We start from the raw sequence: 16,263 nt of genomic DNA on the forward strand, positions 1-16,263 counted from the left end.
CAACGGACCCGTGGTGTAAACCGGCAAGTGCACCTGCACCATGCTCCGCAAAAGTCAGGAACTTCCGAAGATGCAGTACACCCTCTGCAGAGCTTCTGGACGGATCGATCTGTTCAGCGCGCAGGGAACCAAAAACAACCAGTTTTTCACGCGCCCGCGTCACAGCGACGTTGAGGCGTCTTTCACCGCCCGCACGATTCAACGGCCCAAACGAAACGTAAGGCGCCCCTTTTAGCTCCGGCGCATAGGTGAGGGAAAAGAACATCACGTCCCGCTCTTCTCCCTGCACATTTTCCAGATTTCGAATCAGGACGGGTTCCGGGCACTCTTCGCTGAAGAACGGCACCAGCGAGGAATCCTCCATCTGGGCCTTTTCCAGCAGATCAGTAATCAGTGTCTGCTGTTCTCCGTTGAACGTTACGACGCCAACAGATTTCTCTCCGTCAGTCTTCAAATGCCTTACAACAGCATCCGCAACAGCTCTGGCTTCTGCGGGATTGGTTCTGCTGCCACCTCTCTGGTAGTTGCCCCCCTCCACAAACCGGAAGGAAACGGCTCGATCCTGCGTCACGTTCGAGGGGAACGTGATGAGGTCGCCGCCATAATACTGACTGTTGGAAAACGCGATCAGGCTCTCGTGCCGGCTGCGATAGTGCCATTTCAGCGTAATTTCCGGCACACCAGCCGCACGACACTCATCGAGAATGGACTCCATATCGCAGAGTTCACCGTCGTCGTCCTCATTCTCACTTCGCGCAAAGAAGCTGGTCGGCGGTAGCTGCTTGGGGTCTCCGACCACGATCACCTGTCGGCCACGTCCGATGGCCCCGATGGCATCCCATGTCGGGATTTGCGAGGCTTCATCGAAAATAACCAGATCGAACGGCTCACTATCCGGGGGAAGATATTGCGCTACGGAAAGAGGGCTCATCATGAAGCAGGGCGTAAGCGCTCTCACCGCCCGTGGTGCAGCAGCAGCCAACTGACGAATCGGCATATGCCGGGCTTTCTTCTGCGCTTCACGATGAATCATCACATACTGTGAGTCCTGCCGCCGCACGTCCTGAGCGGGAATATTACCTGAGAGCCTTGCCCGGATCAGACGCCCTGCCAGACTGGCAGCGTCTCCATCCCAGGTCTTGAAGCGCTCGATTTGTTCTTCATGCGCTGCGGCAACGAAACCGCGCAGTCGTGGCTGCTCATCAACGGCTGCTGCCAACCACCATCGGGCATAAGCGGCAGTCAGAACGGATTGAAGCTCTTTCGGAGCCACGCGCTCTGCCACAAGCGCCTCTACTAACGGACCCAATCCCAGACGCTCAGCTGTATGACAGGCCTTTCGCCATGCACACCAGTCCCGCAGATTTTTACCCTGCTCAAGCCAGCCAGTCAGATGTTGAGACAAACGCAGCAGCCAGTCTTCGCCATCTGGCTCGATTGCAAGAAGAGGACTTCCCGCCAGGTCGGCCAAAAGGCTCAGGCTTTCCTCAGCAGCCGAAAGTGCCTTCCTGAACCCCGTAATTTTCAGACCTACCGGCCCACTCTCTGCAAGAAGATCGCGCCCTTCTGTAAGCAGCTCCCGGATTTGCCGTCTCACAGAGAGCAATCCTGCGAGATCCGGGACGCAGCTTGCCAATGCAGCGCGAATCTCAGCTCCCCAGAGCAGAGCGGCTTCGATCTTGCCAAAATCGGTCGTCACATCACTCCAGAGAGAACCGACAACCTCTCTATGAGGGGCTCCCTTCAGGTCGCGTTCCAGCGCAGACAGGTCCAGAAGCCGGGACAGTTCATCACTCAAGTCGTCCGGCAAGACGCCTTTCGCACTCGCTTCAAGTCGTCGGCGTACAGCTTTCTGAGCACTCCTGCGCGAAAGAAGCCATTTGTCTTCGGAGTCCTTCCACTCACGATGCAAGTCTTCCAACGGGAGTGTTTTCGCATCACTCCAACGCACAGCCAGCCCCTGCTCTAGAGTGCAATGACGTGCAATCCGTTCTTTTTCTGCAAGAACAACCTGAGCCTTGTCCTGCGCATCTTCGGAAAGGGCCCACGCTCCCCAGGCCGCTTCCGGCCGATACAACAGAGCACAGAACGACTGCAGTCGATGGAGTTGAGCCAACGATCGGTCAGTGCCAGTCAAACCCAGTACGCGGCACAGATCATCCGTTGCTTGAGACAGCGCATCAAGCTGTCCTCTCAAGGCCTGACTCTGCTGAAGGATCTGATCCTGCCAGCGAGACGTCCAGTCTTCCTGCTCTATTCCCGACAACTGAGGCGACAGGGTATCCCGCCCGAAGCGCTCATAGAGGCCCGCCAACAAACTGGCCGCATTCTTGAGCGACTCCCAGTCTGCTTCAGTATGGGCGTCTGGAGCTGACCATTTCAGAGCAAGCGGATAAGTGCCGTTACGATCAGCCTCCAGAACCACGCCTATGGCCTGATAGGGAGTCCATCCGTTGCTCCACCGCTTATGCAGATCCTGCACATAGGCATTCAGATCCTGGCGGACTGCCATCAGACGGCTTTGGGCCGAGGTCCATTCCGCTGTTGAAAACTCTTCCCTGACCAGTTGAACCTGCTGAAACTGTTCCAGCACTGCGCCACGCCCCGCCTGAGGCGAAAACAGATCCAGGCAGAACTCACCCAGCCCTACAGAACGCAGACGATTCCGTACGACTTCCAGCGCAGTTCTCTTTTCTGCGACGAACAGGACCGTCTTACCCCGTCCCAGCGTATCAGCGATGATATTGGCAATCGTCTGGCTTTTGCCGGTTCCCGGCGGACCGATCAGGACAAAGTTTTCACCCGCTGCCGCCCGGGCTACGGCGGTCAATTGGGACGAGTCAGCCTCCATGGGACAAAGCAGGGAAGCCTCGTCCAGAGCGTTATCCAGCGATTTCTGGCCCTCGAACACAGCCGTGGAGAAGCCACTTCCAGTGTCATCAGATTCTGAAACCCCATCCAGAAGACGACTGGCAACCGGGTTAATACGCAGCGCGTCCCGTCTTTCCTGCAAATCCTTCCACATGAGGAACTTGGCGAAAGAGAGGGTCGTCAGGCTGACACGTTCCTGAACTTCCCATTGCGGGAGCTGGCGGATTTTTGCGCGGAAAATGTCAAAGATGCGCGCAACGTCCAAACCAGCCTCATCCTCAGGAAGCTCTCCTTCAAGCTCAGGAAACCGCATGGCGAAATTTTGTCGAAGAACTTCCAGAAGACTGCCATTCACCCGACTTTCATCGGTATGCGCGCGCAACCGGAATGGAGCGTTAATGCTGCTACGTTCCAGAATAACGGGGACCAAAATCAAGGGGGCTCTCGCCTTGCGATCCCGCCCCCGAGGTTCCCACACAAGCTCTCCCAGAGTCAGGAAAAGTATGTTTGCCCCTCCCTCCTGCGCGGCCGCACGCGCCTTGCGATAGATTTCTGTAAGAGCGGACTGTAAGCCAGCTTCATCCCGGGCAACCAGCAGTTCACCGTGCTCCAGAGCCTCTGCAGCAATAGCCCTGTGCTGATCGTCATGATGACGCTGCTGATGGAGCGCAGCACTTCTCGGGTCAGACCCATCCATCAGTTCGGGACGAGCTCGAAGCCTGAGCGCTGGTTTCCGTTCCCCTCCCCGCATTTCTGCCAGACGGTCTTCCAACCTTCCCTGATCTGCACAGCAGATCTCGATGATCTGTTTCTCAGAGCGTGGCAGGTTCAGAAGGCGGCTTCGGCCTGAAATATCCAGTAGCCGTTTACACCAGCGATCCAAACGGGATTCCGGTGTCTCTTCGTTTTCATGGTCTCCGAGTTCTTCCCGAAGATCAGGCGCTGCTTTCCACTGAGGCGTGGCAGAGGTCTCCACATCATCGCTCTCGGCCGGATCAGTATTAGGCACAAGCGATGACAACGGCCGAATGCGGCGCAGTCGGGCGCGGTGGACGTCTATGACCTCTTCAAATTTCGAGTCTTCACCGTCATCCTGAAGCTGTGCAAGCCCACGCTCACAGGCCTTTGCAAAATCCGGGCAAGACGCTGCAGTTACAAGCGTTGTCTCGAACACACAGACATCATCAAGGGCTACCCTGTTCCGCAATCCAGGCAGATCCTGAATGACTGAGGTTCCAGACTGCTCCCGAGACAGCCAAAGCCCGGTAAAAGCATGACCTTTGAGCATGATCAGTAATGGCCGCAAGCCAACAGCTTCAAGGCAGGACGCAAACAGTAAGGCTGTATCCAGGCAAGTCGCCAGCCGGTCTTCCACAATCTGAGTGGGAAGACGCACCCTCTGGCCAGCCTCCACAAAAGAGGCCGGGGGACTAACATACGTAATGTTTAAGCCAGCGATTGCGCACCAGATCGCTTGTGCCTGTTCCCACGCCCGCTTTCGACCACCCTGGTATCCCTCCAAAGCGCCACTGTGGCCGGCCTCCTGTAGAAGAAGAGAAGCTGAACGAAGAATTTTTGCGACAGCAGGATCGTTCGGTAGAACAAAGGCTGCAAGCAGATCGGGCAGCCCTTGTAATCCGCCCCATTCGCTTCGGCAGCGGACAGTCAAAGGAAAAACACGCTCGAGAAGCGTCACCCGCGCACTATCGGGCTGTATCTCCGAGACTGTAAAATGAACTTCAGCGCGTGTTGCTTCGCTCAGCGAGGCGAGATAGGCGCTATCCAGTTCCACATCGAGGCGCTCTAACGCCCGAAACTGTCCCATTCCGAGAGACTGAATTCGCCAAGAGGTTGTTCGGAGCACACCGGGTTTGGAATGCAGCGTAATCTCAACATCTGAGAGATCCCGATCTGCAAGATTACGAACCGCAAGCTCCAGCAAAACTGGGACGCTGTTTTCCCAGAGCGCACTACTGACGCTCTCCCGGACGACAACCGTCAGCTCGACGATATCTTCTGCAATCGGTTCAGATGTCGCGCCTTCTTCCCGCTCTGCGTCTACTACATCCCCTGCACCTTCGATTGCCTCTACAGGGGCGAGATCAACGCCCTCGGACATAATTTCAGTGTCAGGGGAAGAGTCCGTCATTACGCGCCACCATCACTTGGTAAAGTCTGGACGGCAGCATACAGGAAGCTTGCGGACAAAGAAAAACCCACCCAGTCAACTGACCGGATGGGTTCTTTCTCTTTTCATAGATGCTGCGTTCAGCCTCAGACTGAAGCAGGACCTTCAACAGCTTCCAGTTCAGCGCGAACGCTCTGGATTTCACGGCTGAGACGATCATGCGCATCAGTATCGTTCGGCTCGATCTGGGCCCATGTGGTTTCCAGATCACGCAGACGATCACGGGCATCATCCGCAGACAGCTCGCTCATGAGCTGAGCAGAATCTGCCAGAATGGTGCAGTGTTCTGCGCCCATATCTGCGAAACCACCGCCCACGAAATAACGGTCGACGATCTTGTCGCCTTCATACAGGGCCACAACGCCACCACGCAGCTGAAGCATCAGCGGTGCACGGTCCGGCATGGCTGCAATATCGCCCTCCATGCCCGGGACCACCGCCATGTCGACCTGACGGTCAACAAGACGCTTTTCCGGGCTGACGATCTCGATGCGTAGGGGCATCAGGATCAGGCCTCCTGCTTCATCTTCTCGGCCTTGGCGATGGCCTCGTCAATGTCGCCAACCATGTAGAACGCGCCTTCTGGCAGGTGATCGTATTCACCGTTTACAACAGCCTTGAAGGAACGGATCGTGTCTTCCAGAGCAACCAGCTTGCCAGGTGCGCCTGTGAACACTTCAGCCACATGGAACGGCTGGGACAGGAAGCGCTGGATACGACGTGCGCGACCAACGATCTTCTTGTCTTCTTCAGACAGCTCATCCATGCCCAGGATCGCGATGATGTCCTGCAGACCCTTGTAGGTCTGAAGCGTCTGCTGAACCTTACGAGCAATGTCGTAATGTTCCTGACCGACGATCTTCGGGTCAAGGGAGCGGGACGTGGAGTCCAGCGGGTCAACAGCCGGATAAATGCCCATTTCTGCGATCGAACGGTTCAAAACCGTCGTGGCATCAAGGTGAGCAAAGGTCGCAGCAGGTGCCGGATCGGTCAGATCGTCAGCAGGGACATACACGGCCTGAACGGACGTGATGGAGCCCTTCTTGGTGGACGTAATGCGCTCCTGAAGGGCACCCATTTCCGTTGCCAGCGTCGGCTGATAACCCACGGCGGAAGGAATACGGCCCAGCAGAGCGGACACTTCCGAACCAGCCTGCGTGAAGCGGAAGATGTTGTCCACGAAGAACAGAACGTCCTGACCTTCTTCGTCACGGAAATATTCTGCGAGTGACAGACCCGTCAGAGCAACACGGGCACGTGCTCCCGGTGGCTCGTTCATCTGGCCATAGACCAGAGCAACCTTGGAGCCTTCCGTGGAACCGTCTTCAGCGATCTTGATAACGCCAGCGTCCTGCATTTCGAAATACAGGTCGTTACCTTCACGGGTACGCTCACCCACACCTGCGAATACGGACACGCCACCGTGTGCCTTCGCGATGTTGTTGATGAGTTCCTGAATAATAACGGTCTTGCCAACGCCTGCGCCACCGAACAGGCCGATCTTGCCGCCCTTCAGGTACGGGCAAAGAAGGTCAACGACCTTGATGCCTGTTACGAGAATTTCGGACGCAGCAGCCTGCTCCTCAAAGGACGGAGCCTTGCGATGGATCGGGAAATACTTGTCGCTAACGATCGGACCACGTTCGTCAATGGCTTCGCCAATGACGTTCAGGATACGACCAAGTGTAGCCGGGCCAACCGGAACCATGATCTGCTTGCCAGTGTCACGGACTTCCGCGCCACGGCTCAGGCCGTCCGTCGTGTCCATGGCAATGCAGCGGACCTGACGCTCACCGATTTCCTGTGCAACTTCCAGAACAAGCGTGTGATCGCCGTTCTGAACATGCAGGGCGTTCAGGATAAACGGAAGATCGCCTTCGAACTGCACGTCAACAACCGGGCCACGCACCTGCGTGACACGGCCGACGACGTTATTTGCAGCCGGGGCAGAAGGGTTAAGAGTCTCAGACATCGGTTCGTCTCCTGCGTGATCTCAAACGGCTTCTGCGCCGGAGATGATCTCGATCAGTTCATTGGTAATGTTGGCCTGGCGCGTACGGTTGTACTTCTGGGACAGACGGTCGATTGCCTTGCTGGCATTCCGGCTCGCGTTGTCCATAGCCGTCATCCGTGCACCTTGCTCACCTGCTGCACTCTCCAGCAGGGCAGAGAAAATCTGCACCTGAAGATTGCGTGGCAGAAGATTGGCCAGGAGCGTAGCCTCATCGGGCTCGAATTCGTATTGGGCAGCCTCGGCAGGCGCCGCATTGTCATTTTCCGCGACGGACAGAGGCACCAGCGGAAGCTGGATGGCAATCTGCGTCATCGCGTTGACGAAGCGGTTGTAGATCAGCGTGCAGCGATCAATCTCGCCGGCTTCAAGCATGGCGACAATCTTCTTGCCCACATACTCAGCCTTGTCGAAACCGACGTCACGGCCTTCCGTCCCTGCCACGCGCTCAACCACCAGATCCGGATATTCCTTTGCAAGAATATCAGCACCCTTACGGCCAACCGGCAGAAGACGCACTGTCCGACCCTCATCCCGCAGCGTGCGGATCAGCTGACGCGCACTCCGAACAATGTTGGCGTTAAAGCCACCCGCCAGACCACGATCCGAAGTAAGGACCACCACAAGATGGACCTGATCCTTACCCGTACCGCCCAGCAGCGTCGGCAGGCTGGACGCATCAGCGCCGCGGCTTGCCGCTGCCAGTTCCGCCATCATGCGGCCCATGGCCTCGGCGTAGGGACGAGCCGCCTCAGCCTGGGACTGGGCGCGTCGCAGCTTGGATGCTGCGACCATTTTCATGGCGTTCGTGATCTTGCGCGTCGATTTGACGCCCGTGATCCGACCGCGCAGTTCCTTCAGCGAAGCCATGGACTATCCTCAGGCTGCAAAGCGCTTACCGAAAGCTTCGAGCAGCTCCTTGAGCTTGCCTTCCGTCTCCGGCTTGATCTGGCGATCGTTGCGGATGGCCGTCAGAATGCCAGCGCCAGCGCCGCGCATTTCCGTCAGCAGTGCAGCCTCGTAGGCCACAACCTTATCCACGGCGATCGGATCAACATATCCACGGGTACCAGCGAAAAGAACAACAACCTGCTCTTCAACCGGAAGCGGGGACGTCTCAGGCTGCTTCAGCAGCTCGACCAGACGTGCACCACGATCAAGCTGCTTGCGCGTTGCAGCATCCAGATCGGAAGCGAACTGCGAGAACGCAGCCATTTCACGATACTGAGCCAGCTCGAGCTTGATCTTGCCAGCAACCTGCTTCATCGCCTTGATCTGAGCGGCCGAGCCCACACGGGACACAGAACCACCAACGTTCACAGCCGGACGGATACCCTTGTAGAACAGGTCCGTCTCAAGGAAGATCTGACCGTCGGTGATGGAAATCACGTTGGTCGGGATGTATGCAGCCGTGTCACCAGCCTGCGTCTCAATGACCGGCAGAGCCGTCAGAGAACCGCCGCCGTTGGCATCAGACATCTTGGCTGCACGCTCGAGAAGACGGGAGTGCAGATAGAACACGTCACCTGGGAAAGCTTCACGTGCCGGCGGACGGCGCAACAGCAGTGACATCTGACGGTATGCAACAGCCTGCTTCGACAGGTCATCGTAGCAAGCCAAAGCATGCATGCCGTTGTCACGGAAGTACTCACCCATGGCGCAAGCCGTGTAGGGAGCCAGATACTGCATTGGTGCAGCATCAGAAGCCGTGGCAGCAACAACGATGGAATATTCCATCGCACCCTGCTCCGTCAGCGTACGAACCAGGTTTGCAACCGTGGAGCGCTTCTGACCAACAGCAACGTAAATGCAGTAAAGAGACTTCTTCGGGTCGCCTTCAGCATTGACTGGCTTCTGGGCCACAATGGTGTCAACCAGGATCGCCGTCTTACCGGTCTGGCGGTCACCAATGATCAGCTCACGCTGGCCACGCCCGATCGGAACCAGAGCGTCAATGGCCTTGATGCCCGTCTGCATCGGCTCGCTAACCGACTGACGCGGCATGATGCCCGGAGCCTTCACTTCAGCGCGGCGATATTCCACGTCCGTCAGCGGGCCACGACCGTCGATCGGGTTACCAAGGCCGTCAACAACGCGACCAAGGAGCCCCTTGCCAACCGGAACTTCAACAACGGACTTCGTGCGAAGAACCGTGTCACCTTCACGGATTTCGTCGCCATCACCGAAAATCACGATACCGACGTTGTCGGCTTCGAGGTTCAGCGCCATGCCCTTGAGGCCAGAGCCTTCAAACTCGACCATTTCGCCAGCCATGACATTCGTCAGGCCGTAAACACGAGCAATGCCGTCACCAATCGACAGGACCGTGCCCGTCTCGGAAACGGTCTCGACCTTGTCGAAAGACGCGATCTGCTGCTTGAGGATGTCCGAAATCTCAGCGGGACGGATATCCATCACGCGGCTCCCTTCATGGCGTTCTGCAGGCGAGTCAGGCGCCCGGCGATCGAAGTATCAAACAATGTAGAACCGACACGCACAGTCATGCCGCCAATCAGGGAGGCATCTGTACGTTCGATCATGGACACGCGGCTGTAACCCGCTTCGGCCAGACGGCCCTGAAGCTGGCTGCGCTGCATGTCAGTAAGAGGCTGAGCGGAGCGGATTTCTGCAACGGTTTCGCCGCGGAGGCTCGCATCAAGGGCCAGCACGCCGTCCAGAATAGAAGCGAGATCAGCAAGACGGTGGTTAGCAGCAATCACGCCGACGAAGCGACGGACGGCATCTCCGAAACCGAGTTTCTCGGTCAGGGCACCAGCAACCTTGCTTGAACGATGTGCATCAAGGCGGGAGTCCACAAGGAACGTCCGCAGGTCAGCACTCTGGGAAATCGCATCGCGAAGTCCCCGAACCTGAGCCAGCACATCAGAGAGCGCTCCCTGCTCTGAGGCATAGTCGTAAAGCGCTCGGGCATAGCGTTGAGCCAAGCCACCTGTGGGTCCCATCTGCGGCACCTGTGTCACCGTCACACGCGTGTTCCGTCTCACTTTTCCGCCGCAGGATGCGGCCGGAACCGGCTTATCCGGTCCCTTGCTTCCAAATCCGTTGGGATTCAGGCACACACGACCCTACGCAGGATTCGTCTGAACCCGGTCCTCCACTTGGCGCCGCCTCTAGCACGTCCCCATGATCCAGTGCAACCGAGGCAGAGCTACAACCTTACCGCACAACTAAATTTTTCAGCGTAACACTGCTCTTTGCAGGCAAATTCTTCATTCCCAAAAAACAGCAGCGCGCATGCCAGCCTGCTGCTGTCAGGGAGAGCTCAGAATTTCTAAAATTTTGCGGAATTGCCTGACAATCATTGGGGACTGTGTTCAAGCAGAGATAAAATGCCGGCATCGAGCAAGAGAGTTGCGGAGTATGCAATCAGCTCACAGGAACTGCGGCCAGACGCTTGGCAGAGCAGAAAAGGCACATAGAAGTACCCAGCTCTGATTAGTCGCCTGGATCAGATTTTTTGGGGAACCTGCTGGAGCGGGCGAAGGGAATCGAACCCTCCTCAGAAGCTTGGAAGGCTACTGCATTACCACTATGCTACGCCCGCCCTTAGGTTGCCGGTGTCATACTCCATTCCTCAGCATCCTCGCAAGAGGGGGAATGCCAGAAATGAAAAATATGAACCTAGATGCTTATGGGTACTTGACTTTCATCCCTGAACATTATCTTTTCCGCCCCACTGTCGTTGGTGTATCACAGTCTTTGTGGTACCCCCGATGATAGGGGCGTAGCTCAATTGGCTAGAGCGTCGGTCTCCAAAACCGAAGGTTGTGGGTTCGAGACCCTCCGCCCCTGCCACCCCGCTTTACCGGATAGCTTTTCCGGCACCGGGACGCGGATTTTCATTTGATTCGAGGACGATGGTGTCGGTCACTACCCCGAAAGACGAGTCGCGTAAGACGGCGCCTCATAAAAACGGATCCGGCTTCAATCTGGGCACGTACATCAAAGACGTGCGCAACGAAGCCAAGCGGGTTACGTGGCCTACACGTCGTAACACCCTCATTACGACGGGTGCGGTGCTTGCCATGGTTACCGTGACCTGCATCTTCTTCTTCATCGTGGATCAGGTCATTGGCCTGGGCGTCCGCGAGCTGTTTGGCGTTGGAGGCTAGGTCCGCAGCATGGCAAAACGTTGGTATGTTGTGCATGTCTATTCCGGGTTCGAGAAAAAGATCGCGAGCCACATTCAGGAACAGGCTGCACAGAAGGGCTTATCTGACCATTTCGAGCAGATCCTTGTCCCATCCGAAGACGTGACGGAAATGCGCCGGGGCCGTAAGGTCAATTCAGAGCGCAAGTTCTTCCCCGGCTACGTTCTTGTGAAGATGGAACTGACGGATGATGCATGGCATCTCGTCAAGGACACCCCCAAGGTCACCGGCTTTCTAGGAACGCGCAATCGCCCAACCCCGATTACGGCTGCAGAAGCAGACCGGATCATGAAGCAGGCTCAGGAAGGTGTGGAACGTCCACGTTCTGCCCTCACCTTCGAGATCGGCGAGCAGATCCGCGTTGCAGACGGCCCGTTCACGTCCTTTACGGGCATGATCGAAGAAGTCGACGAAGAACGTCAGCGTCTTAAGGTCAGCGTTTCCATCTTCGGTCGTTCGACCCCGGTGGACCTGGACTTCACGCAGGTTGAGAAGCTCTAATCTCTTCTGCTGAGACGGTATGAATAAAAAAGGCTCCCATTTGGGAGCCTTTTTTATTGCCTCGGGTAGTCCCTCTTACCGGCTTGTAGAGGGGAGTGATCGCAGCCGGGAAGCTGCGTGATCCGCGAGAACGGATAGCCCCTGACTGAGAGAGGCTACCAGCTTCCCGGTGTTGAGCTGCGCACTCTCAGGAGATTGCCAGGCAAACGCTTCAGTCAGAACCGGGCCAATCATCTTCTGGGCAGGATGAACGGATACAGCACCAGTGATAAGCGCATGGCCAGCCGCATCGGCTTCGAAATTCCGGATTGTTACCTCTACATAGGCAGAGGGCGTCGTCGTTACCGCATCTCCCTGCGACACGACAGTTGTTCCCGGAAGACGCTGCGACAGATCAGTCGTCAATGTCTGGGCTATCATGTCTGGAAGCGCTTCGCTCCAGCTATCGCCAGTCGCCAATGTCGTCTGGTAATCGCGATTCTGGCGAACAATAGTATCCCGATCGAGGCGAGAAGGAACAACAGGCGTTCGGACTTCCACGACAACAGGACCGCCCGATTGGACCATCCCGGATACAGGTGCCAGCGTATACAGTTTGGGGTCACTGCTACAGGCCGTCAGTGAGACTGCAAGGCCAAACATGCACCCCATGGACAATAGGCGCATACGAAAAGGCGAATATTTTGCCATGGGATCAGTTCCTACGACCGGTAATAAGTGCTGATGGATGATGTCCCAGATAGTCTGTCAGGAAACGGAGCGAACGCGCCATCTGCGTCATCTGTGTAATCATGCCCTGAAGGCTACGCTGAAAATCCGTATCTCCGCCGTAGGACCCAAGAAGAGTCTGAGCGTTGGTCAAGGTTCCCTGCAAGGCCGTCATAAGCTCTGGAAGATGCTGATTGGCATTCTTGCTCAACGCATCCAGGTTTTGGAGCGAATTACGCAACGCAACCAGAGACTGCGTCACTTCGCGGCTGTTCAAACGGCCATCCGCATGCGCGATCAGGTCATTGACGTGCTCACCAATCTGCGTGAGCGGCATCGCTGCAATCTTGTCCGTGATGGTGGAAACAGACTCCATAATCCCATCCATGCCACCTGGCTGACTGGGAAGCACAGCGACGTCACCCTCGTACGTCATGGTCACAGGTGGTGCATTCTTCACGAACTGTAGCCCGATCAGCGATTCACCCGTCAGGAAGCTGGCACTTTGGACGGAAGCACGCAGGCCATTGGCCACGAACGCGGCAAGATACTCCTTGGCACGCGCAAGCTGGCTTTCGCTCCATTCCGGCATCATGCGCTCGGGCTCGATCTGCATTTCCACCCGGACCTTCGGGTGCGCCTGCGGAGAAGGCATCTGCAACTTTACAGATGTCACTGTTCCAACCTGCAGGCCGAACAGACTGACCTGACTTCCAGCCGCAAGCCCCTTCACGGATGTATCGATATAGGTCACGACACGGAGGCGCTGATGGTAGCGGGCACTTTCTGCATCGGCCTGGCTTGTGTAAAGCTTGAAAACCGAGTTTGCAGGGGCAACAGGCGCGTTCACGGCATTCCGATTATCCGGTAGCCCAAATGCCACACCACCAGAGAACAGCGCTTGCAGCGACTGCATCTGAACCTTCAGACCACCCGCCCCCAGACCAACCTGAATTCCCGAGACATTCCAGAAGCGACTGTCCGTACGCAGGTAATGATCATATGGCGCCTTGATGAAGACCTGCACAACAATTGGGCCCTCCCCCCCGGGCGGCATCGTATAGCCCAGCACGTCACCAACTGGGACATCCCGGAAGAATACGGGAGCGCCCTCACCCAATGAACCGAGAGCCGGTGACACGAGCCAGAATGTTGTTCCAGGCTGGTCAGAGCGGACGCCCGGTGCTGCTTCAAGACCGCGGAATTCAGTCTGGTAATGCTCCCCAGAGGTTCCAGGATCAATCGCGATATAAGCCCCGGAGATCAACGTATCGAGTCCGGTGATGCTGGCACCGTTGATACGTGGCCGCACAACCCAGAAACGCGTGCTGTCTGTCAGAATATGGGCGCTATTCGCATTCATCTGAACCTTGACGCTCACATGACGCATGTCACGGCTCAGAGTGATGTCCTGCACTGTACCCAGCGTCACGGCCTTGTTCTTGACCTGCGTCTGGCCAGGAGTGAGGCCATCTGCAGTATCAAAGGTAATCGTGATCTCGGGCCCACGCGTGGCAAAATGCTTCCAGGCCAGCCAACCAGAAATCAGAATAGCCAGAACTGGAATCAGCAGAATCAGGGAGAAGCGGGTCCGGCGTACCGGAGCTTCCTCCGGAAAGGCCGGCTGCTGCCCGCGATTATTTCGGGAATCGCTCACGCGCTTTCAGGCTCCATAGAGGTATCAGAAGAAGGGGTCGGGCCATCGGTTGGCCTGCCATCAGAAAGGCTACGCCTCGTTGCGTCGCTAGCCACAGAACTGTTCAGGCCTGCCGCATCCCACATTGCCCGAGGATCAAACAGCTCCACGGCAAAAATGGTCAGGATCACGACCAAAGCAAAACAGATCATGCCGGGGTCGGCAGTCACATTGGCCAGAAACGCAAAATGGACCACCGCACAGAGAATAGAGATCATGAAGACGTCGATCATCGACCAACGCCCGATAATGTCCACCATGCGATAGAGTTTCCCAAGCAGCGGTAACTGCCACCGGGACCTCAGCTTCGTGCTGATGATCATGAAACTCAAGGCCAGAATTTTCAGAACCGGAACGGTAATGCTGGCAAAAAGAACCAGCAGGGCCAAAGGCACCATACCAGCCTGCCACAACTCAATCACGCCGCTGATAATGGTACTTGGCGCGCCTGATCCCACCTTGGTGTAGGTCATGACAGGCAGCATATTGGCCGGAATGTAGAAAATAACGCCTGCGATCAGAAGACAGCTGGCCGATGCCAGGCTTTGCCTTTTACGTCGGCGCAAAATCTGATCGCACCGCGGACAATCGCCCATATCTGCCTCCTGCAAAACAGGATGATCAAAAGCGACCACCAGTCCGCAGGCGTGACAGGACAGCATGTGCTCAACAGGAGGAAGCGCGTCTTCGTGAGCATCCAGATGAGCAACATCCAGAATACGCCCCCGATGGCCGTCCACCCTTTTTCGCAAGTCGCGATTGTTCCAGATCAGATCGTCATCAAACGTGGAATCCATGGCGGCCATCGTCAGCATCAGGCCACCCAGCAGGTACACCCCGGGTTGCAGATCGACGAGGGCAAGATCCACGAGCTTGGTATAGGCAACCAGCACGCCCAGAACATAGACTTCCACCATGGACCAGCCGCGAAGGCGATCGTACCAGGTCAGAAGTCTCGGGGTCCAGTCAGGCATGTGGGGGCGGGACGCGCCATACAGCACAGCCCCCATCAAGGCGATGACAATACCTGGCATGACCAGAGTTGTCAGTCCGACCAGGAAAGACATGGTGTTGTAGCCCTGATGCGATAGCTCAATAGGGCCAGACATCAAAGCGACGGTGTTCTCACGTCCATAGACGTTCAGCGTCATGAGTGGACTGATCAGGAGAGCAATGTAGAGCGCAGCGGAGGCCACACAGAAAGCAGCAGGCGCACCAATGACGGAGGTCTTTCGACGGCGTGCAATTTGCGCGCCACAGCGTTCGCACTCTGCCAAAAAGCCAGGCTTGAGTTCGGGAACCCTCTGGAACAGCCCACAGACGGAGCACTCGTGCAAACCTTCCACAACATGCAACGACGCACGTGGACGCTGCGGTGTCCGGGACAGGTTGACGGCATTTTGCCAGAGGCGTTTGTGAAAACGGTCAGTCATGACGCTCCTAACCTAACGCATGGAGCCGCCATAAGACAGTGCAGCCAGCACAACGTGGCCCACGCATCAGGATCTGATGCCGAATGGTAAACCCACTTTACAGCATTTGCCCAGAGCCAGAAAATTTTCTGGCAATAATCTGACAAAAACCAGACATCAAAGTCCGTCTGCATACTGGAACTGTATGCCTGGTAGCCTGATCTATTTTGAGGAAAATACCTCGATGGTGCCGGAGAAGAGATTCGAACTCCCGACCCCATCATTACGAATGACGTGCTCTACCAGCTGAGCTACACCGGCGCATCCATCGAGGTGGGCGCTTTCTAACTAACGGCTTTGAGCTTGGCAAGCCCTTAATGAAAGAAAACTGTCTTACATTCTATGAAAATACCACATCCGACCATCTTACTGGCAAAACCTGACGGTTCTTAAAGCGTAATGCCGCTTCAGACCTTGTTTTCAGGAGGACAGGCCATGCCACGTGGAGACAAATCAGCCTACACAGACAAGCAGAAACGCCAGGCTGAGCACATCGAAGAAAACTATGAAAAGCACGGCGTCCTTAAGAAAGAAGCTGAGAGCCGTGCCTGGGCAACCGTCAACAAGGAAAGTGGCGGTGGCAGGAAAAGTGGGTCAGGCCGGAAAAATCATCCGGAAAATTAAATCCGGCCTGATCTGACTGC

Annotated in this window: 11 protein-coding genes, 3 tRNA genes and 1 pseudogene (1 of these 15 cut by a window edge); 4 read left to right on the plus strand and 11 right to left on the minus strand. The window is 56.4% G+C overall.

From position 1 onward, the window contains the following. The 7 genes from M2305_RS05125 to M2305_RS05155 all read right to left on the minus strand — a co-directional run. Nucleotides 1-5,020: the 5' portion of a DUF4011 domain-containing protein gene (locus M2305_RS05125; RefSeq protein WP_264648753.1), read on the minus strand. It extends 992 nt beyond the left edge of the window; 5,020 of the gene's 6,012 nt are visible here — the first part of the coding sequence; it begins with the start codon at nt 5,018-5,020; the stop codon falls past the left edge of the window. A gap of 125 nt (nt 5,021-5,145) precedes the next feature. Then, on the minus strand, nt 5,146-5,562 hold the full coding sequence (atpC, locus tag M2305_RS05130) for an ATP synthase F1 subunit epsilon (protein WP_046900215.1): 417 nt from the start codon (nt 5,560-5,562) through the stop codon (nt 5,146-5,148). Nucleotides 5,563-5,567: 5 nt separating this feature from the next. Further along, on the minus strand, nt 5,568-7,031 hold the full coding sequence (gene atpD, locus M2305_RS05135) for a F0F1 ATP synthase subunit beta (protein ID WP_099213283.1): 1,464 nt from the start codon (nt 7,029-7,031) through the stop codon (nt 5,568-5,570). A 21-nt stretch (nt 7,032-7,052) separates the two neighbouring features. Next, entirely contained in the window at nt 7,053-7,940 is an 888-nt protein-coding gene (locus M2305_RS05140; RefSeq protein ID WP_046900217.1) for a F0F1 ATP synthase subunit gamma, read from the minus strand. A gap of 9 nt (nt 7,941-7,949) precedes the next feature. Further along, nucleotides 7,950-9,485 (minus strand): F0F1 ATP synthase subunit alpha, encoded by a 1,536-nt coding sequence (gene atpA / locus M2305_RS05145; protein ID WP_046900218.1) that lies wholly within the window; start codon nt 9,483-9,485, stop codon nt 7,950-7,952. Beyond that, nucleotides 9,485-10,057: an ATP synthase F1 subunit delta gene (gene atpH / locus M2305_RS05150; RefSeq protein WP_264648755.1), complete on the minus strand. Its 573-nt coding sequence runs from the start codon at nt 10,055-10,057 to the stop codon at nt 9,485-9,487. The genes atpA and atpH overlap by 1 nt, the downstream gene beginning before the upstream one ends. A gap of 504 nt (nt 10,058-10,561) precedes the next feature. Further along, nucleotides 10,562-10,635: transfer RNA gene (locus tag M2305_RS05155), tRNA-Gly, on the minus strand. Between the two features lie 174 nt (nt 10,636-10,809). On the opposite strand from M2305_RS05155, the gene M2305_RS05160 reads away from it, so the two are divergent. The 3 genes from M2305_RS05160 (at nt 10,810) to nusG (ending at nt 11,743) form a co-directional block, all read left to right on the plus strand. Further along, nucleotides 10,810-10,886: transfer RNA gene (locus tag M2305_RS05160), tRNA-Trp, on the plus strand. 62 nt (nt 10,887-10,948) lie between these two features. After that, nucleotides 10,949-11,203 (plus strand): preprotein translocase subunit SecE, encoded by a 255-nt coding sequence (gene secE / locus M2305_RS05165; RefSeq protein WP_232309136.1) that lies wholly within the window; start codon nt 10,949-10,951, stop codon nt 11,201-11,203. Between the two features lie 9 nt (nt 11,204-11,212). After that, on the plus strand, nt 11,213-11,743 hold the full coding sequence (gene nusG, locus M2305_RS05170) for a transcription termination/antitermination protein NusG (protein WP_046900219.1): 531 nt from the start codon (nt 11,213-11,215) through the stop codon (nt 11,741-11,743). Nucleotides 11,744-11,818: 75 nt separating this feature from the next. Here nusG and M2305_RS05175 read toward each other — a convergent pair whose 3' ends face one another. From M2305_RS05175 to M2305_RS05190, 4 genes are all read right to left on the minus strand, one after another. After that, on the minus strand, nt 11,819-12,433 hold the full coding sequence (locus tag M2305_RS05175; RefSeq protein ID WP_086633137.1) for a PqiC family protein: 615 nt from the start codon (nt 12,431-12,433) through the stop codon (nt 11,819-11,821). A gap of 4 nt (nt 12,434-12,437) precedes the next feature. Continuing rightward, nucleotides 12,438-14,108, minus strand: a complete 1,671-nt coding sequence (locus M2305_RS05180) for a PqiB family protein (RefSeq protein ID WP_046900221.1) — start codon at nt 14,106-14,108, stop codon at nt 12,438-12,440. Continuing rightward, nucleotides 14,105-15,580: a paraquat-inducible protein A gene (locus tag M2305_RS05185; protein ID WP_046900222.1), complete on the minus strand. Its 1,476-nt coding sequence runs from the start codon at nt 15,578-15,580 to the stop codon at nt 14,105-14,107. Before M2305_RS05185 ends, M2305_RS05180 begins: the two co-directional genes overlap by 4 nt. Nucleotides 15,581-15,804: 224 nt before the next feature. After that, nucleotides 15,805-15,880 (minus strand) — tRNA-Thr (locus tag M2305_RS05190). Between the two features lie 174 nt (nt 15,881-16,054). On the opposite strand from M2305_RS05190, the pseudogene M2305_RS05195 reads away from it, so the two are divergent. Next, a pseudogene (locus M2305_RS05195) lies at nt 16,055-16,222 on the plus strand (plasmid stabilization protein); the annotation flags it as partial. Nucleotides 16,223-16,263 lie beyond the last annotated feature (41 nt).

The organism is Gluconobacter cerinus (assembly GCF_025961355.1).
In the GTDB taxonomy this organism is placed as follows: Bacteria; Pseudomonadota; Alphaproteobacteria; order Acetobacterales; family Acetobacteraceae; genus Gluconobacter; species Gluconobacter cerinus.

Excerpts from the sequence above, each read along its gene's own strand:
- atpC (WP_046900215.1), bottom strand. The coding sequence starts at position 5,562 with ATGCCCCTACGCATCGAGATCGTCAGCCCGGAAAAGCGTCTTGTTGAC.
- atpD (WP_099213283.1), bottom strand. The coding sequence starts at position 7,031 with ATGTCTGAGACTCTTAACCCTTCTGCCCCGGCTGCAAATAACGTCGTC.
- M2305_RS05140 (WP_046900217.1), bottom strand. The coding sequence starts at position 7,940 with ATGGCTTCGCTGAAGGAACTGCGCGGTCGGATCACGGGCGTCAAATCG.
- atpA (WP_046900218.1), bottom strand. The coding sequence starts at position 9,485 with ATGGATATCCGTCCCGCTGAGATTTCGGACATCCTCAAGCAGCAGATC.
- secE (WP_232309136.1), top strand. The coding sequence starts at position 10,949 with ATGGTGTCGGTCACTACCCCGAAAGACGAGTCGCGTAAGACGGCGCCT.
- nusG (WP_046900219.1), top strand. The coding sequence starts at position 11,213 with ATGGCAAAACGTTGGTATGTTGTGCATGTCTATTCCGGGTTCGAGAAA.
- M2305_RS05175 (WP_086633137.1), bottom strand. The coding sequence starts at position 12,433 with ATGGCAAAATATTCGCCTTTTCGTATGCGCCTATTGTCCATGGGGTGC.
- M2305_RS05185 (WP_046900222.1), bottom strand. The coding sequence starts at position 15,580 with ATGACTGACCGTTTTCACAAACGCCTCTGGCAAAATGCCGTCAACCTG.